Annotated in this window: 23 protein-coding genes; 3 read left to right on the forward strand and 20 right to left on the reverse strand. The window is 41.1% G+C overall.

Annotated elements, in window-relative coordinates; translation table 11 throughout:
• Positions 1–64: 64 nt before the first annotated feature.
• From CWC30_RS14885 to CWC30_RS14915, 7 genes are all read right to left on the reverse strand, one after another.
• The gene (locus tag CWC30_RS14885) at positions 65–1,789 is read right to left on the reverse strand and encodes an HAD-IIB family hydrolase (protein WP_171034730.1); all 1,725 of its coding nucleotides are present in this window, start codon (positions 1,787–1,789) and stop codon (positions 65–67) included.
• A 147-nt stretch (positions 1,790–1,936) separates the two neighbouring features.
• On the reverse strand, positions 1,937–3,175 hold the full coding sequence (locus CWC30_RS14890) for a uracil-xanthine permease family protein (protein WP_028834749.1): 1,239 nt from the start codon (positions 3,173–3,175) through the stop codon (positions 1,937–1,939).
• A gap of 9 nt (positions 3,176–3,184) precedes the next feature.
• Positions 3,185–3,817: a uracil phosphoribosyltransferase gene (upp, locus tag CWC30_RS14895; RefSeq protein WP_008466150.1), complete on the reverse strand. Its 633-nt coding sequence runs from the start codon at positions 3,815–3,817 to the stop codon at positions 3,185–3,187.
• 133 nt (positions 3,818–3,950) lie between these two features.
• Entirely contained in the window at positions 3,951–4,898 is a 948-nt protein-coding gene (locus CWC30_RS14900) for a DUF1679 domain-containing protein (protein ID WP_171034731.1), read from the reverse strand.
• Positions 4,899–5,270: 372 nt separating this feature from the next.
• Positions 5,271–5,579: a hypothetical protein gene (locus tag CWC30_RS14905; RefSeq protein ID WP_069438963.1), complete on the reverse strand. Its 309-nt coding sequence runs from the start codon at positions 5,577–5,579 to the stop codon at positions 5,271–5,273.
• Positions 5,580–5,998: 419 nt separating this feature from the next.
• A complete protein-coding gene (locus CWC30_RS14910) occupies positions 5,999–6,973 on the reverse strand; it encodes a transposase (RefSeq protein WP_138627486.1) in 975 nt (324 codons plus the stop codon).
• Between the two features lie 247 nt (positions 6,974–7,220).
• The gene (locus CWC30_RS14915; RefSeq protein WP_249929891.1) at positions 7,221–7,667 is read right to left on the reverse strand and encodes a hypothetical protein; all 447 of its coding nucleotides are present in this window, start codon (positions 7,665–7,667) and stop codon (positions 7,221–7,223) included.
• A 694-nt stretch (positions 7,668–8,361) separates the two neighbouring features.
• Here CWC30_RS14915 and ltrA point away from each other — a divergent pair.
• Complete coding sequence (ltrA, locus tag CWC30_RS14920) at positions 8,362–9,717, forward strand: group II intron reverse transcriptase/maturase (RefSeq protein WP_249929892.1); 1,356 nt, start codon at positions 8,362–8,364, stop codon at positions 9,715–9,717.
• A gap of 68 nt (positions 9,718–9,785) precedes the next feature.
• On the opposite strand, the gene CWC30_RS14925 is transcribed toward ltrA, so the two are convergent.
• From CWC30_RS14925 to CWC30_RS14955, 7 genes are all read right to left on the reverse strand, one after another.
• Positions 9,786–9,998: a hypothetical protein gene (locus CWC30_RS14925; protein WP_015067157.1), complete on the reverse strand. Its 213-nt coding sequence runs from the start codon at positions 9,996–9,998 to the stop codon at positions 9,786–9,788.
• 116 nt (positions 9,999–10,114) lie between these two features.
• A complete protein-coding gene (locus CWC30_RS14930) occupies positions 10,115–10,528 on the reverse strand; it encodes a hypothetical protein (protein ID WP_138627487.1) in 414 nt (137 codons plus the stop codon).
• Positions 10,529–10,630: 102 nt separating this feature from the next.
• Positions 10,631–10,840 carry a hypothetical protein gene (locus CWC30_RS14935; RefSeq protein ID WP_138627488.1) on the reverse strand — a complete coding sequence of 70 codons (210 nt, stop codon included), beginning with the start codon at positions 10,838–10,840 and terminating at the stop codon, positions 10,631–10,633.
• Between the two features lie 78 nt (positions 10,841–10,918).
• Positions 10,919–11,596, reverse strand: a complete 678-nt coding sequence (locus tag CWC30_RS14940; protein ID WP_083238643.1) for a DUF4272 domain-containing protein — start codon at positions 11,594–11,596, stop codon at positions 10,919–10,921.
• 121 nt (positions 11,597–11,717) lie between these two features.
• The gene (locus CWC30_RS14945) at positions 11,718–12,137 is read right to left on the reverse strand and encodes a hypothetical protein (protein WP_138627489.1); all 420 of its coding nucleotides are present in this window, start codon (positions 12,135–12,137) and stop codon (positions 11,718–11,720) included.
• On the reverse strand, positions 12,124–13,002 hold the full coding sequence (locus CWC30_RS14950; protein ID WP_138627490.1) for a hypothetical protein: 879 nt from the start codon (positions 13,000–13,002) through the stop codon (positions 12,124–12,126). Before CWC30_RS14950 ends, CWC30_RS14945 begins: the two co-directional genes overlap by 14 nt.
• A gap of 522 nt (positions 13,003–13,524) precedes the next feature.
• Complete coding sequence (locus tag CWC30_RS14955) at positions 13,525–13,980, reverse strand: hypothetical protein (protein WP_138627491.1); 456 nt, start codon at positions 13,978–13,980, stop codon at positions 13,525–13,527.
• A 233-nt stretch (positions 13,981–14,213) separates the two neighbouring features.
• On the opposite strand from CWC30_RS14955, the gene CWC30_RS14960 reads away from it, so the two are divergent.
• Entirely contained in the window at positions 14,214–15,182 is a 969-nt protein-coding gene (locus tag CWC30_RS14960; protein WP_138627492.1) for an integron integrase, read from the forward strand.
• 173 nt (positions 15,183–15,355) lie between these two features.
• On the opposite strand, the gene CWC30_RS14965 is transcribed toward CWC30_RS14960, so the two are convergent.
• The 5 genes from CWC30_RS14965 to CWC30_RS14985 form a co-directional block, all read right to left on the reverse strand.
• Positions 15,356–17,611 (reverse strand): acyl-CoA dehydrogenase, encoded by a 2,256-nt coding sequence (locus CWC30_RS14965; protein WP_036983924.1) that lies wholly within the window; start codon positions 17,609–17,611, stop codon positions 15,356–15,358.
• A gap of 291 nt (positions 17,612–17,902) precedes the next feature.
• The gene (locus CWC30_RS14970) at positions 17,903–18,928 is read right to left on the reverse strand and encodes a zinc-binding dehydrogenase (RefSeq protein ID WP_138627493.1); all 1,026 of its coding nucleotides are present in this window, start codon (positions 18,926–18,928) and stop codon (positions 17,903–17,905) included.
• Between the two features lie 8 nt (positions 18,929–18,936).
• On the reverse strand, positions 18,937–20,349 hold the full coding sequence (locus CWC30_RS14975; protein WP_138627494.1) for a TolC family protein: 1,413 nt from the start codon (positions 20,347–20,349) through the stop codon (positions 18,937–18,939).
• The gene (locus CWC30_RS14980; protein WP_036983919.1) at positions 20,342–23,491 is read right to left on the reverse strand and encodes an efflux RND transporter permease subunit; all 3,150 of its coding nucleotides are present in this window, start codon (positions 23,489–23,491) and stop codon (positions 20,342–20,344) included. The genes CWC30_RS14975 and CWC30_RS14980 overlap by 8 nt, the downstream gene beginning before the upstream one ends.
• A 9-nt stretch (positions 23,492–23,500) precedes the next feature.
• On the reverse strand, positions 23,501–24,670 hold the full coding sequence (locus tag CWC30_RS14985) for an efflux RND transporter periplasmic adaptor subunit (protein ID WP_138627495.1): 1,170 nt from the start codon (positions 24,668–24,670) through the stop codon (positions 23,501–23,503).
• Positions 24,671–24,788: 118 nt separating this feature from the next.
• Between CWC30_RS14985 and CWC30_RS14990 the strand changes: the two genes are divergently transcribed.
• Positions 24,789–25,727: a LysR family transcriptional regulator gene (locus CWC30_RS14990; protein ID WP_036983917.1), complete on the forward strand. Its 939-nt coding sequence runs from the start codon at positions 24,789–24,791 to the stop codon at positions 25,725–25,727.
• Here CWC30_RS14990 and CWC30_RS14995 read toward each other — a convergent pair.
• Positions 25,724–25,972, reverse strand: a complete 249-nt coding sequence (locus tag CWC30_RS14995) for a GGDEF domain-containing protein (protein WP_249929893.1) — start codon at positions 25,970–25,972, stop codon at positions 25,724–25,726. The two genes, CWC30_RS14990 and CWC30_RS14995, sit on opposite strands and share 4 nt — an antisense overlap.
• Between the last annotated feature and the right edge of the window lie 73 nt (positions 25,973–26,045).

The raw sequence follows: 26,045 nt of genomic DNA on the forward strand, positions 1-26,045 counted from the left end.
ACACCACATAGGCTCTGCCTTGCCTAAATACCAAACATACTGCTGTAAATTTAACCTTGAAAGGTCAACAGACCCTAAATAAAATGCTGTTAATACAAGGTAATGCAGTGATTTCTTCTACCCAGCCTAACGGCGCTGGCAACTGAGAATAACGCGCTTTGTTATGGGTTAATTTAACCGGCTTTTTGCTCTCTGGATTGGCAATAATAATGGCAATATCTGCCTCTTCGAGCATTTGCTTATCGTTATCACTATCCCCTAGCGCAATAATGCTTAGCGGCTTAGTAAACTGCGCAGTAAACTGTTTCACTAGCCATTGTTGCGCCATGCTTTTATCGGTATTTTTACCAATGTGAATAAAGCGCCCGCCTACTTTAACGTCGTAGCCGTACACTGTTATTGCGTTTATAAATTCGTTGAGTTTGTGCTCTTCGCCATGCCAGCAGAGCGGATCTGAATATTGACGATTCTGTGCTTGCGCCGCCTGTATCGCGTTTAACCCAGTGATGTGCATTACCTGCTCACACGATAACTCACTGAATAAACTATATTGATCGCCGTAGTCTTTTTTTAAGTGTGTTAAATCAGCCCATAAATTGCTAATGGGTGCCGCAAATGAATAACACCAATAGCCTTGGTATTCGCTGCAGTCAATGGGCCTGAGACTAAAATAATTTTTAGGAATATAAACAGCCGAGCCATTTTCAACAATAAAAGGCTGTTTAATATTGAGCGCTTGTTGCAGTGCCACTACTTCACTAAATGTTTTACTGGTATTAAATACCACGGGTACACCACTGTATTGCAGCTCTTGTAGTAAGGTATCTACCGCATCGGTGTTGTAATCACTGTGATTGAGCAATGTGCCATCTAAATCGGTAAAAATAATGGGCTGACCAATACTATCGTTCGTAAGCACCATCGCAGTTACATCACGATTACTATCAAGCTCTATAAGTGCATTTGCTTTAGCACTGAGGGTATTGAGGTTTTCACGAGTGATGCGTTCAAAATGAGCAATAAACCACAATAACTGCTCATCGGTCATAGTGCCTGCGCCCTGCCCTTGTTTGGCAATTAACTTGTGCTCTTGCTCTTGTCGCCAGGCAAACACATCATCAAAACTTGGGGCTTTGAGCATTATTGTGTAGTCGATTTTATCAAAAACGGTTTTATATTCATTGGCTAAACAGCTGTTAATACAGCGACGCCACAACCCTTGTTGATCGTATGATTTTTCTAGCTCATTAATAGGCTCAACTAAAGTAAAAGGCTGCTGTGGTTCACTGGCTACACACCACCCTTCTAAAATAACAATATCGACCGGCTGACTATTGGTTAACCATTTGTTTGTTGCTACCGGTTCATCTTGTTGCTTGTCAAAACGTGGCAGCGGTACATTTACTTCTGCATTTAATAAACGGCTAATGGTGTTATCCATCAACGCAACATCATGTGTACCCGGTACACCTCTAGTGGCGAATAAACAATGCACATCTTGGGCTAACTGCTGACGTTTTTGAGTTGATAAATAAAAGTCATCAATAGAGAGCGCAACACAATTTAGGTGGGTGTTTTGCTCAAACCAAGTCACTAAATAGTCACCAAGCGTGGTTTTTCCTGAGCCTTGGCAGCCGTTGATGGCAACAAATAAAGGCGCATTTTTTTTGCTGGTTAAAATATCCTGAGCAATCACAGAAAAATACTGCTCACTAATATATTGATATTTCAACGGCAATTGATGTTTTACTAAAAAAGCATTTATATCCACACTATTGGCCTCCAATATAACAACCCCTAATTCAACTATAGGGTATGAATAAGGAAATGCAGTTACTAGACCAATATTATTTATTGTTACTTTTTAGTAGGTTAAAAAAAAAAGCGCATTTAAAATGCGCTTTTTTGGTGCAATATTTTTAACCACAGTGCAAATTTAATTCTCGTTGCTCTGTGCTTTTGGGAATACTAAATTTAATACTATACCTAAAACAGCGCATAAGCTCACACCTTCAAGGCTGAACTGGCTGCTACCAATGTGCATACCACCAATACCGCAAATTAAAATAAGCGCCACAATACTTAAATTGCGAGGCTCACTTAAGTCATCGCCCGATTTAACTAAGGTATTTAAGCCAATAACGGCAATAGAGCCAAATAATAAGATCATTATGCCACCCATTACAGGGACCGGAATGGTTTGCAAGCCCGCGCCCATTTTAGCCACAAACGCCAAACAAATTGCAATAATGGCAGTCCACATCATCACTTTAGGGTTAAAGTTTTTAGTTAGCATTACCGCACCGGTTACCTCTGAGTAAGTGGTGTTAGGTGGGCCGCCAAATAATGACGCAGCAGACGTGGCTAACCCATCACCAAATAAAGTGCGATGTAGCCCTGGCTTTTTCAAATAGTCTTTTTTTGTAACTTGGCTAATTGCCATCATGTCACCAATGTGTTCAATAGCAGGCGCAATTGCCACCGGCACCATAAACAAAATGGCTTGCCATTTAAACTCTGGCAGTACAAAGTTAGGCACTGCCAACCACTGTGCATTACTGACTGTTTCAAACTGCACTACACCCATAAATAACGATAGCGTGTAACCGGCAACAACACCGGCTAAAATAGGTATTAGTTTAAATACCCCTTTGCCCCACACGGCAAACACTAAAGTGACTAGTAATGAGAACATAGAGATAATAATGGCACTATCGTAGGCAATAATTTGTGTACCACCATCGCCACTTTTACCCATGGCCATATTAACCGCAGCTGGCGCGAGTGCTAGGCCAATCACCATAATGACTGGGCCGACCACAATTGGCGGCAAAATTTTATGTAAGGTTTTTGTGCCTTTAAACTTCACCAATAAACTCAACAGCATATAAGTAAAGCCCGCTGCCATTAAGCCGCCCATAGTGGCGGGTATGCCCCACATTTGCACTGAGGCAATAATGGGTGCAATAAACGCAAATGACGAGGCTAAAAAGATAGGCACTTGGCCTTTAGTGACAAATTGAAACAACAAAGTACCTAAACCTGCGGTAAACAAGGCAACACTCGGATCGAGGCCGGTTAAAATAGGCACTAATACCAGCGCACCGAATGCAACAAACAGCATTTGGGCACCGGTTAAAATGGTTTTTATAGAAAATGTAGAATTATTTTGCACTGCTAAACCTTAGTAAACCGTACCGAAAATTTTGTCACCTGCATCGCCAAGCCCTGGGATGATGTAACCTTTTTCATTTAAATGGCTATCAACTGAGGCAGTAAAAATCTCAATATCAGGATGAGCGGCTAATGTTTTTTCAACGCCCTCAGGTGCAGCAACCAATACAATTACTTTAATTTCTTTACAGCCTGCTTTTTTAAGCATATCGATGGTGGCGATCATAGAACCACCAGTAGCCAGCATTGGGTCAATCACTAAGCTTAAACGCTCATCAATATTACCCACTAGTTTTTCAAAGTAGGGAACTGGCTCAAGAGTTTCTTCATTACGCTCTAAACCCACTACACTCACTTTAGCCGCTGGGAGTAACGACATTACGCCGTCCATCATACCAAGGCCCGCACGTAAAATTGGCACCACGGTAATTTTTTTACCCTTAATGTGCTCAACTTTAAGTTTATTACCGTCCCAGCCTGTAATTTCGTTATCTTCTAATTCTAGGTTTTTAGTGGCTTCGTAAGTTAATAATGTGCCCACTTCTGAACACAACTCACGAAAACTTTTCGTGCTAATTCCATGCGCGCGCATTAAACCTAACTTATGTTGAACAAGGGGATGAGAAATAACGTGAATAGCCATAGTAATAAACCTAGTGATAAAAAATTTGACGTATTTTATATTAAAACAGGCCGTTTGACTGTTAATTTTAGCCTTGATTTCATAGTTCGTGCCAAAATATTTAATTTAGCCATAACTGTTCAACTTTTTGTGTTTATGAGTTGTTACTGGCTAACCAATTATTTACTTGGGCTTGCATGTAGCCGTTAATTTTTTTGTGCTCAGGGCTCCACCCAAGTAAAAACCGATAAAAGTCTGCCCACGCCACCGGCCATAAATGAGCCCATTGTGTAATAACGTCATCCGCATTCACTGCTGGTTGGTAGTGACTGAGTGCGTTTTTAAACTGGCTAAAATAATAGTTGAGGTAAGTTTGTGCGTATTTGTGAAGCTCAGAATCATCCAAACAGCTGGTCATAAAATACATAACATCTACCACCCCAACACCCGCACCCACATATTGAAAGTCGTAACCGCGTATATACCCTTGGCTATTAGCTGCAAAATTAGCAAGCTTGGCATCACCATGAATTAACGTTTGGTAGTCACATTGCTTTAACGCATTATTTAATTGATTAGCAGCCTGTTTAATATCGGACTTTTCAGGTAAGTTATTAAATTCATCAGGGCGTGTATCCAAATGCCAATAACTTCCTTGCGGCCATAAACCATCAAATTTTGTATTTAAATGAAAGGCATGAAAATGTGCCAACCACATTAAAATCGCTTTTATATTCTCGCTAGATGCTTGGATATAACCCTGCTTTGAAAAATCTTTAAACACCAAGGCAAACTCATCGCCTTTGTTGATTGCTTTAATGCATTCAATAGCTGCCGCTTGCTTGGGCAGTTTATGACTAAATTGCTGATAAAATGTATATTCAACGTGGTAAGAGCCACGTTTCCTGTTAAGCGCAAACGCACTTTGTTTAATTTTAGAATGATTAATGTGATCGGGTACTTTAATCGCTTTAATCACACAGGCTTGCTCATCAAGTTGGCACTTCACAATTTGACCACAGCCACTCCAAAGTGAAGTTAGGGTTTCGCCAATGGCTATACGCTCAAAATGCGGGATAAGTAACGGAAGATAAAAAGACATAGCCATATTAGGTTGCTAAATTTTAGTTAGTTTAACATTAGACGGTGTTTTTAATAAAAGGTCTTAATAAAAAAAGCCCTGCGCGCACAACATGAAATACAGTGTTAATATCGCGTATCAGCCAACTGACTTGACGCTTTCTTGCAATTGCCATGACACACACTGCTCATTACTTATACTTCTTAAGGCATAGTTTGAAGCCATTGAAAGTAAGAAATTTAAGGTGGGTTTCTGCATAACTTGTACATGGTATCCTTGGAAACTTAACACCCAACTTAGGGGCAAAAGTACGTAGGCTAAAATAAGGAGCGAAGCGACGGGAGCCTACGTATTTTTGTCCCAGCGAACGCAGTGAGTGGCAACAGTTGTTTGTTATACGTTATTACACTTACTTTCCTCATGGCTACCACTTAACCTTAGTTTAATATCTGTTACTGATGGTTTGCTATTAGCAATAGCTAAATAGGCATTAGCAATAGTGAGCGGCTCTGCACAATAGTCCACATCAAGCGTTATTGCAGAAAAGTTTAACTCTCCTAGTTGATCTTCTAATTCGATATTAGTTAATACTTCCACTGAGTTTCCAACAGAGTAAGTTGACTCTTTTACATGAATTGTAATCTCCTCATTTGCAAATGTGCAAAATGAAGTGGCTGCAAGTAATAATAAGATTAAACGCACGAGTTCTCCTTAACGTATAACGCCCTGTTAAGGGGCAAATTTTAGTTGGCTAAAATGTGAAGCGAAGCGGAACCAGCCAACTGTAATTTGTCCCGCTTGAGCAGCTTGATACTCATTGAGCCTCCTCCGCAGCATCGCAATTATTCGCTACGCTGAAAAGGCAACCAACCTTACAGGAGAAAGCTCAATGAACTTTTACAAGGGATATCATATGATGAGGATATCATATGATGACACCCATCTTAACGACCTATTGAACCTGTGTCACAAAATTCACTATTAAGCTCTGCATTTAGTTTCTTGCAACTTTAAAAGGCTGGTTTCAGCTTTAAATAAGTAAATATCGTTGCAAAACTTAAATGACAGACATGGAAATACCTGCTCTATACAGTAAGTTTACGTATTTGATTGATTAAGCTTTATGCGAGTAATTTTTCGCAGTTACTCATGTTTGCTCGCCGCTTTCTCCCTAGATTTTCACAATAGCTTTCATGTGAAGAAGGTCTACCGACTGCACCATGAAACACACGCGTAAATTGTGTCGTCAATTTCAGCCAGTTCTCAGGGCTAATATTGACTCGCTCTAGTAAAGGAAGGTATATATTGTCAATGTGTCCCTGCTTGTCTTCTCTTATAACACGGCCTGTTAATTCAACGAGTTCAAGGTAGGATTTAAGTTCAAAAGGTAGGCCTTTTGGCATGATTTGGCGTGGTAATCCTGCAAAACGTAATAAACTTTTAGGCTGCTTGCCTGTTGCTGCACTTTCTAATCGCTTTTTCACGCTGGTATGATTTGATTCTTCGGGGATGCTGGCTATCTTTGCTCTAATTGGATTTAAATCTACATACGCCATGCAAGCAGCTAGTGCGGCTTCATCTAGCAAGGCCTGTGATTTAAAGCGCCCTTCCCAGAATCGACCAGTGCAGTTGTCTTCTTTATTCGCTTTGCGCGCAATATCTTCATTTAACAAGCGCATAAACCAACTGATGCTAGATAGCCGCTCTCGGTATTGTTTTACTGTTTGATTGAAAAAGATAAGCTCTGCTTTAGTGAGTTTTTCACCTTGCAGGTATTTTTGCGTTAATAACGTGCCTTTACACACTTTATGCCAACGAATAATAATGGCTTTGTCATTTAGCCTATTGGCCTTTTTATCATCTACATGTAGTACTAAATGAGTGTGATTACTCATCACAGCATAAGCACACACATCTATGCAAAATACTTTTGCTAAGGCAAGTAGCCTATCTTCTACCCAGCCTCTGCGGTGCTCATAAGACTGACCTGTAAAATGGTCTTCTCCGCATAAAAAGGCTCGGCGTACACAACGTGAAATACAGTGATAATATCGCGTATCAGCCAAACTAACCTGACGCTTTCTTGCAATTGCCATGGAACACCCAGCCTATTTATTCATACTGCCTAAAGCATAGTTTGAAACCATTGAAAGTACAAAATTAAAGATGGGTGTCTGTTTTATTTCCTATTGAAAGTAAGAAATTTAAGGTGGGTTTCTGCATAACTTGTACATGGTCTCCTTGGAAACTTAACGCTTGCCTAACCGGCGCAAAATAGCAGGCTAAATTTAGCGACGAAGGAGCACAAGCCTGCTGTTTTGCGTCCTTTGGTTTAGGCACTTGCTAAGTGCTTTGCTTGGCGTAGAGTTCTTTTGCTTTTGGTAACCGCTTTACAATGGCTTTAAATCTTGGGCCTTTTCTAACATCAGCAATACCTTTAGTGCCGTTTTTAGAATAAAAGGACTCGACCTTCTCAATATACTGTTCGCAGTAAAATATTTCTTGTGCGTAGTCTTTGCTTTTTCTAAAAAGAATAGCAACACGTTCAAAATAATAAGGCGCAGGAACCAAGCCAGCCTTATCCATTGTTGTAAGCTCAGCATCACAACAACGTTTCATGATCTCGAGATCATCTTTATTTTCTTCAGCCAACTCCCATGTTTGCTTACCGTCTACTAAGTTAGCTCCGTCTGTTACTTCAGAGATTAGCTCACCACTGGTTTTTGTAGTGCCATCCTCTTTATTCAAAGATGGCTGTTTTTTCTTAAATAAATAACTCAAGAGGCTCACGCATGCTCCTTTAGCACTTAACGCCTGCATAACACGTTTGCTACCATGCAGATTAAGCTCAAATTTACCACTTAACACGGTAAAGCAAAAGAAACCTAGAATGCCGAATGTAGCAAATCGTGTTGATGCATTTGTGTACGCCCGACATGGGCATTGACTTATGAGGTGAAAGTCCTCTGTAGGAAGATCACCGTTTAAATAACACACTGTTATTAAAAGATAACTACTAGCGAATGGCAAGGGCTAAATCGCGAGAGATAGTCTAGAGGAAGCCGCTAGCAAATCTGTGAGCTGATGAACAAAAACATCATATGAGGCGTAGGCTGAAGACGAGCTAGCACAAGATAGCGAAGTCATGTGATCTAACGGCCACCGTAAATGATGCAGTTGTGCAGAGAAAGTCGATGCACCTGTTCTTTATAGGTAAAAAGGGGGGAGATCTGATAAACACGCATCCGCGCTAACGTTTGGAGATTACCAGTTAGGGACTGGTTGTTCACCCCTTGGCGCTTTGGTTGCTGCGACCTACAGCGAGCGAAATAGCAGTAAACAAGCGTTAGTTTCGACGCGCTTTATCGAGTAATCGCTAGAGTGATTTATCAGAAGTCAGCAGACGGCATAGTAGCCAAACGCCCATCGTAATGGAGGGGACACGGTGAAGGCCTGAACATCTTAACCAGAGGAGATACTACAAATGAACTTGAATTCACATAGATCACCGTGTTGTGATAGTGATGAACAGCGTTCGACTGTGAATAATACCTCGAATGAATACAACCAAACAGATCGTGACCTGATGGCAAGGGTACTGAGCAACCACAATATTGGTGCAGCATGGCAACATGTTAAGCGCAATAAAGGGGCTGCGGGTATTGATAATATGAGTATTGAGGAATTTAATGACTTCGCTAAGTTACATTGGCTGGGTATTAAACAACAATTACTTAGCGGCACTTATCAACCCTTGCCAGTCAAACGCGTGATGATACCCAAACCCGATGGCGGTGAGCGAATGCTTGGGATCCCTTCTGTTATCGACAGAGTGATCCAACAAGCTATTGCTCAAGTGATTAGCCCTTACTTTGAGCCTCTATTTTCACCACATAGTTATGGTTATCGCCCTCATAAAAGAGCCAGCCAAGCAGTAAATCATGTTCAATCTTGTGTTAAACAAGGTTATAAAACAGCAGTTGATATTGACTTATCTAAGTTCTTTGATGAAGTAAACCATGACATGCTGATGAATCGTGTTGGTCGTAAAGTCAAAGACAAAGCACTCATGCGCCTACTTGGTAAATACCTCCGAGCGGGGATCGCAGAGCGCGAAACGGGTCTGTGGTTTGAGTCAACCAAAGGAGTCCCTCAAGGTGGGCCATTATCCCCTTTACTTTCCAATATTTTACTCGATGAATTAGATAAGAAGCTAACCTACAAACACCTTAAGTTTGCACGTTACGCTGATGACATAATCATTTTAGTAAGAACGAAAAGCGAAGGACTCATAATCCAACGGGAAATTACTGCGTTTATCACTCAGCGATTAAAACTCAAAGTGAATGAATCGAAAAGTCGAGTCGGTCCCGTATCAGGCTCGAAATTTCTCGGGTTTACCTTCCGTTACGCTCAAGTGCAGATCCACGAACAGGCGCTAAAGAAATTTAAAGCAAATGTAAGAGAACTCACTAACCGCAACTGGGGGATCTCAATGACCCTACAAATTCATAAACTCACGCAGTATTTACGCGGCTGGGGACACTACTACCTAATAGCCAACGCTTATCAACTAACAGTGGATTTAGATCATTGGATCCGTCGTAGGATAAGAATGTGCTACTGGCGGCAATGGCGTAAACCTCGCACCAAAGTACGCAGTTTAATGAAATTGGGTGTTAGCGAGCGACTCGCCATAGCCTGTGGTATCACCAGTAAAGGCCCTTGTAGAAGCTCAAAAACAAAAGGAATTAACATTGCGCTAGGTAATGACTATTTAGCATCACAAGGTTTAGTGTCATTGAAAGATATTTGGATCAATATTCATTACGGGAGATGAACCGCCCATTGCGGACCCGCATGATGGGTGGTGTGGGGGCTGGAGGTTAGAGACCTCCGGCTACCCGATTATAACTCACTTGCTACTTCAGGCTTCTTTTTTGACCAGTACCAACAATATAACCAACTAGCAGGAAAGAAAATAAAACTTAGAAGGAAGGTATAAAACCCTACAAGTGGTAAGTTATCAGACTTCCCTTTGGCAAATTTCAAAGTTAAATACAGCATAACTAAGAAATTGATAAATATGATTTGACCTGCAACTGTTGCGTTTATGTTCATTTGTGCATCCTTACACTCTACAGTGTGGTGAGTTATAACGCAGCCAGCAGCGGCCGAAAAGCCGCGCAGCGGGTTTGAGGTCCAGGCCACGCAGTGGCCGTTGCTGACTGGCCTTGTTAGGCATTTGCCCGCTTACTGCTGCGAACCAAAAAGTAAAAACACACAGCCAACAACAGATAACGTGGAAGCGTTGTAATGATGTTATTGAGCACTTGAGGCTGTGATTGCGCAACAAAATACAGTTGTAATAGCACCAAAGGCGCGAGCAACAACACGTAAAAAGTAAAGTCTGGCTGTCTAATTACCAACTTACTGGCAAAAGCTACCACTAAAAATGCTGCCGCCAACGGCACCGCGATGGTGAACAAGTCGACAAGAGTGAAAGCGAGTAAGCCAGATATTTGAGCTACAGGTTTTAGAATATCAGCTGGTATTGCTACTGCTGCGCCAATGCCTGCAATAGCAATTGATGCATAAGCCAAAGCAACACCTAAAATGACCGCAACGACTTGATTTTTGATTTGATCCATCTACTTTCTCCTTGTTTTGCCTAACGCTTACAATAACGGGAAAAGCTGAGCGACAGCGAGGCTTTTTCCCAATGAGCGAAGCGAATGTTGTTGATTGTTTTGTTATATGCCATCTATCACCAAAATCAAACTCTTAACTACTGCAACAAATATAGCTAAACCAGTTATGTATCTAGGCAGCTTAGGATATTTTTCATTCATATATTTTAGCGTTGGAGATTTATTTGCACTCCCAAGTTTTCCACTAAAATGCAAGGCGGCTAAGATGCAAATAATTATCACCAATAAGGTATTGTAAGGCTCAGCTAACATCAAAGAATCCTTGGCATATAACACCAAAATAAGCGGTAGCTGGGTGCTCTTCCCAGGTATCCGTCTTCATTTTCTTTGTTAAGTATCTGTCGTAATTTCATCCCATTCCTGCCCACAGTAACCTATCAGCCAATTTATAGCATGATGTCTCTCTTGCACAATACTTGAATCTATTTCTACTGGTATGGGTTGATGATTGATTGTAGCGTCTCTAACTTTCCAATGAGAATCATAAATTAGTTCATTTGCATCAAATATCTCATCATCTGAACGTAACTCAGCGTTTTCTATAAAATTTTTGGATTCTTTCAAGTAAAAGTCACAAGCATTCTTTATAGCGTCGAGATCGCATAACTCACTGAAGTTATTGAATGCTGGTAGCTTGTAGAGCGCCCATAGCAATATAGCCAATGATTCTATTCTCCAAGTAGCATTAATAACACTTCGCTTAGTGAGCTGTTGAGATTCAAAAAATGCTTTTTCTTCTTCGGTAACGTACTCCCAAAGAGCTTCTTTTTTTAGCCAAGCTACAATTGCATCGCGATCTTCGCCATTACCTGCTGACACAAGTCCGAAAAGGATTACACTCCGTTGAGCGCACTCAACGCTGCTGCGGATTTCGTCTTCCGTTTCAAGTTCGTCATCATTCTCTTCAATCAACTGTAAAACGTATGAATTATCAAATCCGCAGCAATCACACACAGGATCTTTTAACGATAGACTATCACTTTCTTTGTCGCAGTTAGTGCAGAACAAACAACCTCCTAAAGATACTTAACGCTTTGCTAAGCGGCAATAAAATAGTTGGCTAAAATTAGCGAGGAACGAGCAAAAGCCAACTGTTTTTTGTCCGTTTAAGCAACTTGTTATACGCACATTATGCTACTGGTTGCTCTTTATTAATATGATAAACAGCAGCTCCGTAAATAAAATGAAACCCTGATGCGATTGCAAAAAGTATTAATTGAATAATACCAATATTTTGGCTTGGCATTACTAGCATTAAAACATAAACAACAATGTTTATCGCCAGTCCAAGACATACAAGTAAAGTGATATTAAAAGTTATGCCTGGCATCTTTTTAGATTTACTAGTTGCCGCTAGTGCAGTCGTTAATTTAACGATAAGTTGACCATAAATAATACTTGAAGCTATTGACCAATCAGAAAGTAACAACAGTTCATTGGATTGATCTTGTGCAAATTTAACAATCACAAGAATTACAAATGGCAACAACACAAATAAATATGAAGCCATTAACGACATAGCCGCACCTTGAGGTTTATGCTTCTTCACTGTTGCACTCTAAATCTAAAATAGCTTGTAATTCATCGCTTTTAATTGGACGCTCTACATGTAATATTTTGTGATTGGAAAAAGAGAAATGCTTTGCTCCTTTTGCTTTATGAGCTTCATAAGATACTAGAGCTATAATTGCATCGCCCGGATCTATATGGGCTAATTCGCGATTTTGAAATCGTTTTAGCCATAACTCATCCATTATTGGAGCTGAGAACGATTTACGTCTCTCTATACTCTTGAAATCCCACATAGCATCACCGAAGAAAACAGGCTTTTTGATTAATAAAGTTTCAGTTGTTTTTACTTCTCGAAGAATTTCAATGAATAATGAACTCGGCTCTTTATCAAATCGAACTTTGGTGTTTAAAAATACAACGTTATTTCCACCAGATTTTAGATCAATTGTTTCTCCATCAATTAATCGTTCTGAAGCATCCACCAACTTTTTAATGCCTTCAGCTAAACGTAACCTGTTAATATTTAACTCGTTAGGGAATTTTACGTCTATAGAATTTTTTACTTTATCTTCGACTTGTATTGCTAATGCTTCAATGTCTTCTTCAGAATCTATTTCATCACATTCAACCATTGAACCAGCTATGTGTTCTGGTATTTTAGATAATGCCTTACTAAAAGATTTTATAGCTGAGGCACAATTTAAAACACCTTTTATAGAGCCTTGTTCAACAGACGATAATTGATAAGAAAAATCAGCTTCTGGGTCAATACTGTGCCCAACGACGTGTACTAATTCTTCAAAAGCACTAACGTATTCCGCCATAACTAAAAAGACACGATCAGCACTGCCCGTTGCAGGTTTATAATCTAACCTTATTTCAAAAATTCCATCTTCTAGCATAACTTCCTCGGAATGTGCGGATTATGGTTGTGCGTATAACGCCTTAATAAACAGCGGAAAATAGCAGGCTAAACTAAGCGAAGAATGAGCGCAAGCCTGCTGTTTTGCGTCCATTGTTTAATTAACTTGTTAGCCATACTCTACTTTATTTCTTCGTCTTTAACGAAGCCATCATTAATGTAGTAGTCCCACATCTTAGCGCAAAAGACTAATAGATAAACGCACAAATATGCTATGGGCAAAGCTTCTAATATCCTTTCTATATTCTCTGGTGATAAGTCGACACTGTCACGATTTAAAGCTTTGAAATACCCACCAATAGCTAGAGCCGCAAGAACAAAAAAAGCTGGAAGTATTGATTTTCTGAAAGCGAGAATAAGGTACTTCTGTAGTCTCGATGATTTCACAAACTCCCCTTGTATGGCTAACGCCCTAATAACAGGCAAAAAATTGTTTGCTAAAATGTTGAGGAACGAAAACAGCAAACTGTTTTTTGTCCTTGTTTATTAGCTTGTTAGGTACTTATTCTTCAGGCTCATTTTCAGCCTCGATTTCTATAAAGTCTTTTATTACATCGTCCCCAATTGAGAAATTTATATTCAATGTAATATCTTGGTTTAGGCTAGGTATTTCAAATACTGAAAATTCACCTGAGATTTTATTTAGGTGAACACTGCCTAAATTAAAATCATTTACACTACAATTCAGAATTCTTGATAAATTAATATTCATAAATTCAGTTGAAGTATTGTTTATTAAGTAATTGCAGAACTCCTTACCTTCCTCTGTTCCATTATCCTCACAGCTCTTTGAGAAGTTAGCCCAATCATTAATTAATATAACTTTTAAAGGTTTAGCGACTTTTGATTTGCTAGCAAAGGAAATTAAGTGTTCGCACAACTTATCATCTTGCGCTGATGCAATAAATGGCATTCCAATAATTGATATTAATAAAACTTGAAAATTACACCTAAACACTAGAAGTACCTAACAATTTTATAGTGCGCTCGTCGCGTATATTTCTACCAACGTTACGCTAATATATTTATTAATTACTTTTTAACAAATAACTTAACTCATTACCAGCTATAATTTTTTCTTGGTACTAAATAGAATAAGAAAGAAGAAAGTGCGCTCGGCGCGCATTTTCTTGAATATGTGAGCAAAACAACTAAGCTGTATATAAACACAGTATTCTTATTGGTGAAAATATGAAAACGCGTTCCCCATTTTTAAATTATATCGCTGAATATATGTTAGTGCGTCAGTATTCATTACGTACCGTAGATACTTACCTGAGGTGGATTGCATCTTATATTCATTTTCATAATAAGCGCCACCCCGCCTCAATGGGAGACAATGAAGTCGAACGCTATCTAGAACACTTAGTGTTAAAGCAAAATGTTGCACCACGAACGCAAGCCACAGCACTTAATTCATTGTCATTTTTATACAAGCACATAATAAAAAGTGAATTATCGTTAAACTTAAATTTTGCCCACAGTAAAAAACAAGCAAAACTGCCTGTCGTAATGACGCCAGAAGAAGTTAAGCTGCTTATGACTCATTTAAATAAGCGCTATTATCTTATTGCAGGCCTTATGTATGGTAGCGGTTTAAGAGTAATGGAAGCGGTGCAGTTAAGGGTGAAAGATATTGATTTTGATTATAAGTGTATTCAAGTATGGAATGGGAAAGGTAATAAACACCGTATTGTAACGCTGGCCACAGAGCTAATTCCTATGCTGAGAAATCAAATTTTGAACGTTGATGACTATTTAAAACTTGATTTAAATAATACGGAATATGCGGGTGTGTGGATGCCATATGCTTTAACAAAAAAATTCCCTAGCGCCTCAAAATCACTTGCGTGGCAGTATTTATTTCCTTCTCATATATTAAGTTCAGATCCTCAAAGTGGTGAAATAAGACGACATCATTTTCATCACTCTTGTATTAGAAAAGAGGTTAAAAAAGCCGTCCAAAAATCGGGATTAACAAAAATTATAACACCGCATACCTTGCGTCATTCATTTGCAACGCATCTATTGCAAAGTGGCGCCGATATCAGAACAGTTCAAGCTCAGCTTGGCCATTCTGATGTTAAAACCACACAAATATATACCCATGTACTGCAACAAGGTGCCAACGGGGTTGTTAGCCCTTTTTCAAGATTATAAGTGTCTCTTTTTAATCCTCTATGCATACATATTCGCTTTAAGACCAATACCGCTATCTATTTCTACTTTGAAAAACATAAAAAAGCCCCGCTTGATGTTACTCAAGCAGGACTCCACACTAATTTTGTATCAATAAAAGCGCCTAAACTGCAGGCGCTTTGCATTATTGAATTTTATTGGTTAACCACGCTTTTAAGCGGATTAACTGGCTGTGCGTTGTCGTCTAGGATGTTCATATCGAAGTCGAACTCGTCAACACGAATCGCTTTTTCACGTTTTTTGTTGTAATCACTTAACTGAACAAATTCAGCGTCGTTAATTACTTTTGCAGCAAGTGCATTTTCAAGCGTGATTGAAAAGCGCGTACCCGGCTTAAAGGTTTTAGCACGTAGCGCTTTTTTCACTTTTGCTAATAACTCAAGTGATGCCATTTTAGCTTTGTAAGCTTGCTCGTTGATGTGATGACCATCACCTTTAATTGGCTTAACTAAATGGGTAATTTGCGCTTTAAATGCTGTATCAAGCTGAGCTTGTTTCGCTAATTCACGAATTAAATCATCGCTGATTTTTGGCATTTTAGTTGAGTAGTTCATGGTAATGAAACGAATGAACTTACGTGTACCACTTGCAGGGAAGTTATCTAAGAACTTGTGCAATGCCTCTTCAGCACTTTGTAATGCAAAACGTGTTGCGTAATGGAAGTAAGGAGCCGCTTGCTCACGCTCGCTGCTTGCTACTTTTTGCTCGTAATACTTAATAGATGCCATAGCTGCATACAAGAAGCTCATTACATCGCCTAAACGTGCTGAAAGCATCTCAGCTTGCTTTAGTTTACCGCCAAGTACTAGTAACGAGAAGTCAGCATACACAGCTAATTTAGCTGATAGTTTATGCACTGCTTTTTCGTAGTCACGTACTTCTGGTAATGCCGAGTTTGCACCAGCAGTAAACGGTAATACACCTAAACGGAATGCACGTAAGCTATTTGCTGTACTGTAGCCAATTGTTTTACGTAAAATACCATTAAATTCTGCATCTGCGTTTTTGTCATCGCTGTGGATAGACTCAACCATAGATTGTAAGTATGGGTGACAACGCATAACACCTTGGCCAAATATCATTAGGTTACGAGTCAGAATGTTCGCGCCCTCTACCGTAATGGCAATAGGCTGCGCCACGTAACCACTCGCTAATGTATTTTGTGGACCGTTTTGAATCGCTTTACCTGCTTGAATATCCATTGCTGAATCAAGTACATCACGACCAAGCTCTGTCATATGGTATTTAGCGATTGCAGTCACTACCGATGGTTTTAAGCCCATGCCTAAACCTTCAGTTGTCAGTACTCGCATTGCTTCTTGTAGGTATGTTTTACCTGCAATGTCAGCTAGCTTTTCTTGAATACCTTCGAATTGACCAATTGATAAACCAAACTGTTCACGCACGGCTGCGTACTCAGAAGCTGATTTAAATGCAACTTGTGCTGTACTTACACCCAATGCTGGTAATGAAATACCACGCCCTGCGCCTAAACAGCTAACCAGCATTTGCCAACCGCGACCGATGTTCTTCTGGCCACCGATAATAAAGTCCATTGGTACAAATACTTTGTTACCACGTGTAGTACCGTTGTAAAAACGGATACCCATAGGATCATGACGGTTACCAAGTTCTACACCAGGGTGCTCTTTTGGAATAAGTGCACAAGTAATACCTAGGTTTTCTTTGCCACCTAGTAGACCATCTGGGTCAACTACTTTAAACGCTAAACCAAGTACAGTAGCAATTGGCGCGAGTGTAATGTAGCGTTTGTCCCACGTGATTTCTAAGCCAAGTACTTCTTCGCCTTTGTACATACCTTTAGTTACGGTACCTACATCTGGAATACCGCCTGCATCAGAGCCTGCTTCTGGGCTGGTTAATGCAAAACATGGAATGTCTGTACCATTTGCAAGGCGTGGTAGGTAGTGTGCTTGTTGCTCCTCTGTACCAAAGTGAAGAAGTAACTCACCCGGGCCCAACGAGTTTGGTACCATTACGGTTACCGCAACCGCTGAGCTTTTAGTAGCAATTGTACCTACAATTGTTGAGTTAGCGTATGGGCTGAACTCTAAACCGCCAAACGATTTAGGGATGATCAGCGAGAAGAAACGCTCTTTTTTCAAAAACTCTAAAATGTCGTTTGGTAAATGAATACCATTTTGAATGACTGAATCGTCAATCATGCCAAGTAATTCTTGTACTGGGCCATCTAGGAACGCTTGCTCGTCTGCGGTTAATTTAGCCGCAGGTACGTCGCGTAGCGCGCTGAAATCTGGTTTACCTTGATAGATAGACCCTTCTAGCCATACATCACCAGCGTCTAACGCTTCTTGCTCAGTAACTGAAATGCTTGGTAGTACTTTTTTTAATTTTGTACGTAAACTCATAACGAACTCATCCGACCAGATAAATAATACCTACATTACGTCATAAAAATCGCTTTAGATCAATTACTCTATTCAATTAATTAACAGTTTTTGCAATTTATTTTCTTTACCTGAACGTAAACTGTTGAAATAAAAAGGCTTGCACCTGTACGCTGAATTGTTATTTTTTTTGTTAAAAATTTAATAATTCTGGTTGTTGGCGCCGCAAATACGGATTTGGTAATAAAGTAGAAACAAAAAAACGCAGCCTAAAACTAGGCTGCGTTTTTTAATACGAGAATTTGGGTGAAATTAGCTTATTTTAACCACTTGTTTACCTGTAAAACCACCTGCTAACTGATTGTTTAATGCAGCCGAAACAGCGTTTGCGTTAAAATCAACAGCTAATACTTCTGGAGGAATTATCTCGCCATTTGCTACCTTTTCAAGCAACAAATTGCCCATAAAACTCATCCGCTGCTGCGCACATAAGCTGTTAGCTAGCCACGCACCTCCTAAGGAGACAATACTAATATTAGGCGCACGCCGATACATTAGCTGCTGTTCAAAGTTAGGAAGTGGATTTAAACAAGCAATACGACCACAAAAACGCATTAGTTCGATATTTTGAATGGTCGATTCCCCCCCCATAATATCAATAACAGCGTCAAACCCTTGTGGACCTAACTCTCGACGAATTTTGTCACATAAGGCTTTATCGTTATAATCAAAGACCACATCGGCGCCGAGTTGCTTCACTAATTTATGATTGCGCTTAGAGGCGGTGGTAAATACATCTGCACCGCGCTGCTTGGCAAACTGAATAGCAAATTGCCCTACAGCGCCAGCACCACCTTCAACAAAAAGTGTATCGCCCTCAGTTACTGATAGTTTATCTAAGCTGATCAATGCCGCCATTCCGGCGCAGGGTAAAGTTGCAGCTTTGTCACTGGCTAATTGCTGAGGAACGATAGACACCGCATAATTAGGTACTTTTGCGTATTCGCTCAGTACCCCTTGCTCACCTACGCTGGCGTGCCACATAACACGCTCCCCTACCCCCGGAAAAATACCTTTGCCCGCTTTAACCACTGTTCCCACTGCATCCAAGCCTAAAACATGCGGGTATTGCCACGTACAAAAGCCAGACTTGGCAAATTGTGCATCCACCGGGTTTAAACCAACGTACTCTACTTTTACTAATAACTCATTCCCTGTGCACTGAGGCACAGGTAACTGAGTATCCGATAAGTTAATATCCTCATTGGGCTCATTTAACACAATAGAGCGCATTAATGTAGGAATAGTATTTGGGTTTGTATCTGCAGTATTAGGCATCAAAAACTCTACTTGTTAGTATTACTTAACGCGTAACTCCATCGCCCATTAAATGACTGGTAGGCATTTACTTTGGCAAGTAGCGATGAAATAGTTGAATCAACGGCATTTTCTTGCGCTATTAGAACATCCTGACGCGCATCTAACAACTCTAAGTAAGGAATTTGCCCTTCTTCGTACATTGCTTGTGCTTGTAAAAATGCATTATTAGCAAATTGATAACGCTCATCAGCAAAGCGCGATTGCTGTGCTTGATTGACCAATAATTGCAGAGAAAGTTCACTCTCGTTAATCGCTTTTAATACCACTTGCTGGTAGTCAGTATACGCTGCTTGGCTTAAAAACTGCTGCGCATCGCGTTGTGCTAAAAGCGCAGGGTAACTTAATAATGACCACTGCAATTGCGGCGCTACTTGCCATTGCTGCTGGGTATCACTAAAACCGTTGCTCCCTAAACTTAACACGCCTGCAAAGCCGCTTAAGCTAATATCCGGCAATAAAGCTTTACTAGCTGCTACACTCAGGCTATTTGCCTGGCTAAAATCAAATAAAGCACGACTTATATCAGGTCTTAGTGCTATTGCATCATTAGGCTTTGCCAATGACACCGCAAATGCCTTAGTTAATATAGTACGTTCATCATTAATGCTCAGTGATTGCGTAGTTTGCGCGCTTAATACGGCCAAAGTAGATAAGTCACGGTACTTGGCATATTCAATTGCCGGCACCAAGGCTTGCTGCTGCCTAAGTTGCGCCATAGTGCGGTTTAAGTCGAGCTCATTGGCCACACCTTCATCAACTTGGGCCTGCAGCACTTGAATGCTTTGTTCAAGCGCTTCTATTTGCATTTCAATAATTTGCTGCTTTTGCAGATTACCTTGATAACTCACAAAGCCTTTAACCACAGCCGACACCACTTCAATTTGCAATAACCTAACTTGCTCAGCTTGGCTCATTGCTTGAGAATTCGCGGCATCGACTAACGCAGTAATTCGACCAAATAAGTCGAGCTGCCAATCAAGTGCTACATTCGCACTTGATTGTCGGTTATTGGTATTGCCTAGCCCGCTTCGCTTTGCACCAACCTCAATACCTCCTTGCGGTAAGTATTGCGCTTGTTGCTCGCCAATACGCGCCAAAGCGCTTTTTAATACCAGCTGACTTGTTTGTAAGTCGTAATTATTAGCAAGTGCGTTGCTCAGCAGTTGGTTTAGCTGCGCTGAGCCCAGCTTATGCCACCAGTTTTGCTCATCTTCACCCATAAACTGCTCTGCAGATATTGCCTTGGCAACAAACTCATCAACCTGTTGTTGCTGAGCAGCTGTGTCAATTTTACTCGCGCAACCTGATAACACAGCAACCGCTAATGCAGAACTCAACCATGGCGATAATTTAAGGGCGCTTAAGTTAAATTTAGTCATGTGAAGACTCCTTAACGCGCGGCTTTTTTACCACCAGCATATAAAACACCGGTGTAAATAATAGTCCAAACACAGTTACTCCAATCATGCCCGAGAACACTGCATTACCCATGGCATGACGCATTTCTGCACCGGCACCGGTTGCCAATACAAGCGGTATAACACCTGCGGTAAACGCAATTGATGTCATTAAAATTGGGCGTAAACGTAATCGACACGCCGCTAACATCGCCTCAAGGTGCGATAACCCAGTGTCATGCTTATCTTTAGCAAATTCCACCATAAGGATGGCATTTTTAGAAGCCAATGCGACCAGTACAATCAACGCTATTTGCGTAAATATGTTGTTGTCTGAACCTACAAACCACACCCCTAATAACGCTGAGAAAATAGTCATAGGTACAATTAAAATAATGGCCAGTGGTAAACGTAAGCTTTCATACTGTGCGGCCAGTACCATAAACACCAGCAATACAACCAGAGGGAATACATACACCATGGTATTACCTGCTAATACTTGCTGGTACGTTACCTCAGTCCACTCATATTCAATGCCAGTAGGCAATGTTTTTGCTAATACAGCTTCAATCGCCAATTGCGCTTGATCAGAACTATAACCGGGCGCTGGGCTGCCATTAAGCTCTGCACTTGGGTAGCCGTTGTAATGCATTACACGATCTGGGCCGATGGTAGGCGTTACCGTTAATACTGAGCCTAACGGCACCATATTACCGGCACGATTACGCACTTTTAGGTTTAGTATTTGCTCTGGGTCTACCCTAAAATCAGCATCAGCTTGGGCATTAACCTGGTAAGTACGACCAAACAAATTAAAGTCGTTTACATACACTGAGCCTAAATAAATTTGTAACGAGTTAAACACTTCATCTAATGGAATACCTTGAATAAGCGCTTGCTCACGGTCAATATCAATATCCATTTGTGGCACTTGAATTCTAAAGCTTGAATACAGCCCCATTAACGCCGGATCTTTTTGCGCCGCAGCAATCACTGATTGCAAACTGTTAAATAAGGCTTCAAAGCCTTTGTTAGCTCTATCTTCTATTTGCAATTTAAAGCCACCTGTGGTGCCTAAGCCTTGAATTGGCGGTGGCGGAAACACAGCGACAAAGGCTTCATCAATGGCCGCAAAACGTTGGTTTAATTGCGCTGCAATAGCCGAAGCCGACATACTCGGATCCGTACGCTCTGCAAAAGGCGCCAGTGGTGTAAATACGATGCCGCTATTTGGGCTATTAGTAAAACCATTCACTGAAAGACCAGGAAACGCTACCGTGTTCGCAACCCCAGGTACCTCTAATGCAATTTGCTGCATTTGTTTTACCACCGCTTCTGTACGGTCTAAACTTGCAGCGTCAGGTAACTGCGCAATGGCGACTAAGTATTGCTTATCTTGTTGTGGAATAAAGCCACCCGGTACCGCATCAAACAATTTAATCGTACCGCCAACTAAGGCAATATACGCAACCATAACTACAACGCTCATACGAATAAGCTTTTGTACCAGCTTTTCATACCCTTTAGCACCACGGTCAAACACGCGATTAAAAGGTTGGAATAACCAACGGCCAAATAATTTATTAAGCACGCGGGTAAACGCATCAGGCTCGGCATCATGTGATTTCAACAATAAAGCAGCCAGTGCTGGCGACAGCGTTAATGAGTTAAACGCCGAAATTACTGTTGAGATAGTAATAGTTAATGCAAATTGCTTATAAAACTGCCCTGAAAGCCCAGTAATAAAAGCCGTCGGAATAAATACCGCACATAATACTAATGCAATCGCAATAATAGGGCCGGTTACTTCCGTCATTGCCACGCGGGTTGCTTCAAGCGGAGATAAGCCATCTTCTATGTTTCGCTCAACGTTTTCTACGACCACAATTGCGTCATCAACCACGATACCAATAGCCAGTACTAAACCAAATAGCGATAAGGTATTAATAGACACTCCAAGCCACTGCATTACTGCAAAGGTACCAATGAGTGAAATAGGCACCGCAATTAACGGAATAATAGATGCGCGCCAGGTTTGTAAAAACACAATAACCACAATCACCACCAGCACGATTGCTTCGAGTAAAGTGGCGATCACCGCATCAATTGAGCCTCGCACAAATACCGTTGGATCATAAACAATGTCGTATTCAACACCTGCTGGAAAGTCTTTTGATAAACGTGCCATCGTTTCACGCACCTGATCAGAGAGCTCAATGGCATTTGACCCTGGGCGTTGAAATATTGGCATCGCTAAAGCGGGTTTATTATCAAGCTCAGCACGCAATGCATAAGAATCTTGGCCTAAATCAACACGTGCCACATCTGACAAACGCGTTAGCTGCCCTTGCTCCCCAACTTTAATAATGACTTGTTTAAACTCTTCAATGCTATTAAGGCGTCCTTTGACGTTTAATAAAATTTGGAATTGACTGTCATTTGAAATCGGTTGCGAACCTAAACTGCCCGCTGCAACTTGCTGATTTTGCGAGCGTAGTGCATTGACCACGTCACTTGCAGTAAGCTCACGCGATGCTAGCGCATCTGGGTTAAGCCAAACTCGCATTGCATATTTACCACCACCAAATAAACGAATATCACCCACACCAGGTAAACGCGCTATTTCATCTTTGATATTTAAATCGGCATAATTTGATAAATACGCGGTGTCATGGCTGTTTTGAGGTGAATATAAATGCACCACCATGGTTAAATCGGGTGATGATTTTTCAGCAACAACCCCTAAACGTTGCACTTCTTGTGGCAAACGCGGCAGCGCACTATTTACTCGGTTTTGCACTTGCACTTGGGCACGGTCTAAATCAGTGCCTAACGCAAATGTCACCGTGAGCGTCATACGTCCGTCACTGGTTGCTTGTGAAAACATATACAGCATGTTTTCGGTGCCATTTATTTCTTGCTCAAGCGGTGTTGCCACTGTTTGTGCAATAACCGTCGGGTTCGCACCTGGATAACTGGCAGTCACAACCACTGTCGGTGGTACGACTTCTGGGTATTCACTGACCGGCAGCTGAAATAATGAAATGCTACCTGCAATTAAAATAATCAACGACAGCATGGCCGCAAAAATCGGTCGCTGTATAAAAAAGTGTGAAAATTTCATCTAATAACCTTATTGCTTAGCAACTAAATCGGCAGGGTTAGCACTTAGCGTAAATGCCACGCCTTGGGTATTAATTGCCACTTTATTTGGTGATATCGGCATACCCGGTCCTACACGAGCAGGGCCATTTACAGCAATAACATCGCCTTGCTCAAGTCCTGATGTGATGGCTCGCAACGATCCATAGCGCTCACCTACTGTTACAAGCTTATACTGCAGCACATTGTTTTCGCCTACCGTTAACACAAAGCGATTTTTTAAATCTGTGCCTATGGCTCTGTCTGGAATAATGACAGTTTCACGCACTGCATTAGCAGCTAACTTAATGCGTGCAAATGAGCCCGAACGCAACTCGTTACTGCGATCATCAAATACCGCACGAACGCGTAAAGTGCCTGTAGATGCGTTAATTTGATTATCTATAAAGTTAATATGGCCGCTATAGTTAAAATCGTCTTGTCCTACTTTTTGCATTACAACAGGCTGTTTGCTTGCAGCTGTTACTTCGTCAAATGCGCTATTCCAAGTGCGTTCATCTACATCAAAGTAAGCGTACATTTTGTCATTAGAAACAATTGAAGTAAGCACGCTTTGCCCTGCAAGTACGTTGTTACCTTTGGTAATATTTGCGCGAGAAATCACGCCATCAATAGGAGAAACCACTGACGTAAACTCTAAATCGAGCTTTGCAGCTTTAAGCTGCGCTTGCAGTGCAGCAAGTTGTGCTTCACGCTGACGCAGAGTCGATGTACGCGCTTGTGCTTGCTCAGTCGAAATGGCTTTTCGCTCAGTTAAGCGTACCGCACGCGATGCTTCGCTTTTTGCTTGTTCAAGTGCTGCTTGAGCACTTTTAACCTGAGCGCTTAAACTGTCAACGGTTGCAGCGAATGAGCGATCGTCTAAACGAAATAATACATCGCCTTGTTTAACGCTTTCCCCTTCTTTAAATTCAATTTGCTCAATAATGCCGGATACACGCGGCATTAATGCCACTTTTTGCGGTGACTCTAAGCGTGTTGTATAGGTGTGCCAACTTTGAACTGGCTTAACCAAGACCTCGGCTACATCAATTGCTTGTTGTTGCTGTGTGGGTGCTGATTGTGCTGTACCATCATCGGCACAACCGGCCAGTGTGATTAATGCAACAGATAATGCTATAGCAATTAAGTGTTTGTTCATAACGACGCTCCTTTTAATTTAGCGTTGCATAATACGGAACATACTTGATGACAAAAACAATAGATTTTTAAATTCATTAGTGCCAAAATGGCATCAATACTCACTACGTGATGAAATAATGGATACAACCAGTCGACTATTAATGCTGCTTGAAGTGGTAGAGCAAGGCTCATTTGCAAAAGCAGCCGAAATACGAAATATTGACCGCTCAGTGATCTCTAAACAAATTAGTCGGTTAGAGGATGAACTTGGAGTAAGGCTATTGAACAGAACAACCCGCTCATTCTCTCTTACAGCAGCGGGCGCTGAAATGATAAAAAAAGCAGGTGAGCTACGAAGTCTGCTTGGCGAAACGGTGCGCATGGCAGAAAACTACCACCAAGAGCCACGCGGCGTATTAAAAGTAACCGCATCTACTTTAATAGGTCGACGCTACTTACAGCCAGTGATCAACGATTTTCAAAAACGCTTTCCACAAGTGGAAGTAGAACTGCGTTTAGATGACCGACTGGTTGATATTGTATCTGAAGGATTTGATTTAGCGTTTAGAGTGGGTGAGCCCAAAGACTCATCATTAATTGCTCGTAAAATTGCCCGTAATCGTTTGTTACTATTAGCCGCGCCAGCGTTTATAGAAACATACGGTATGCCTACAACAATCACTGATTTGGCACAATTGCCAGCGGCCAGTTATGCCAGCAACTCACTGCGGGTAGAAGGCATAAATTACTATAACCACACTGGCGAGCACTGCGCGCAAAAAATAAAAAGTGTGTTTAGAGCAAACGATGCAGAAGTGTTACTGATGAAAACTCTCTCTGGTACCACCTACTTTTTAGCGCCGGCATTTATTTTAGATAAAGAAGTGATTGATGGGCAACTGGTGCCCTTACTTACGGATGTAAAATTAATGGAACATAATGCAATGTATGCTGTATACCCACACCGAGATTTACCGGTAAGAACACGATTGTTTTTTGATGCCGTGCGTGAATACATTGGCAAAGAAAGACCGATTTGGGAGAACAGTATTCCTAATTTTGATCAAATGTATTAAGCCGCATCTGCACAGAGGTTAATATCAGAAAAAACCGCATTGCGCCCCGCATCTTTTGCCTTATAAAGCTGCTTACCTGCTTGCGCTATTAATTCAGCCAAATTTAGTTGCTGGTACTTAACTACGCCAACACTGGCTGTTAAATTTATGGTTATACCATTGGCTTTAATATATTTATTTGCAACAGCTTGTCTAAGATTTTCAGCCATTGCCAGCGCGGATTGTGCACTATCAAAATTGCTCATTAAAGAAAATTGTTGGGCGGGGCGGGGGGGGGGGGGGGGGGGGGGGGGGGGGGGGGCTGGGGGGGGGGGGGGG

The sequence above is a fragment of the Pseudoalteromonas sp. S4741 genome, from assembly GCF_005886135.1.
In the GTDB taxonomy this organism is placed as follows: domain Bacteria; phylum Pseudomonadota; class Gammaproteobacteria; order Enterobacterales; family Alteromonadaceae; genus Pseudoalteromonas; species Pseudoalteromonas tetraodonis.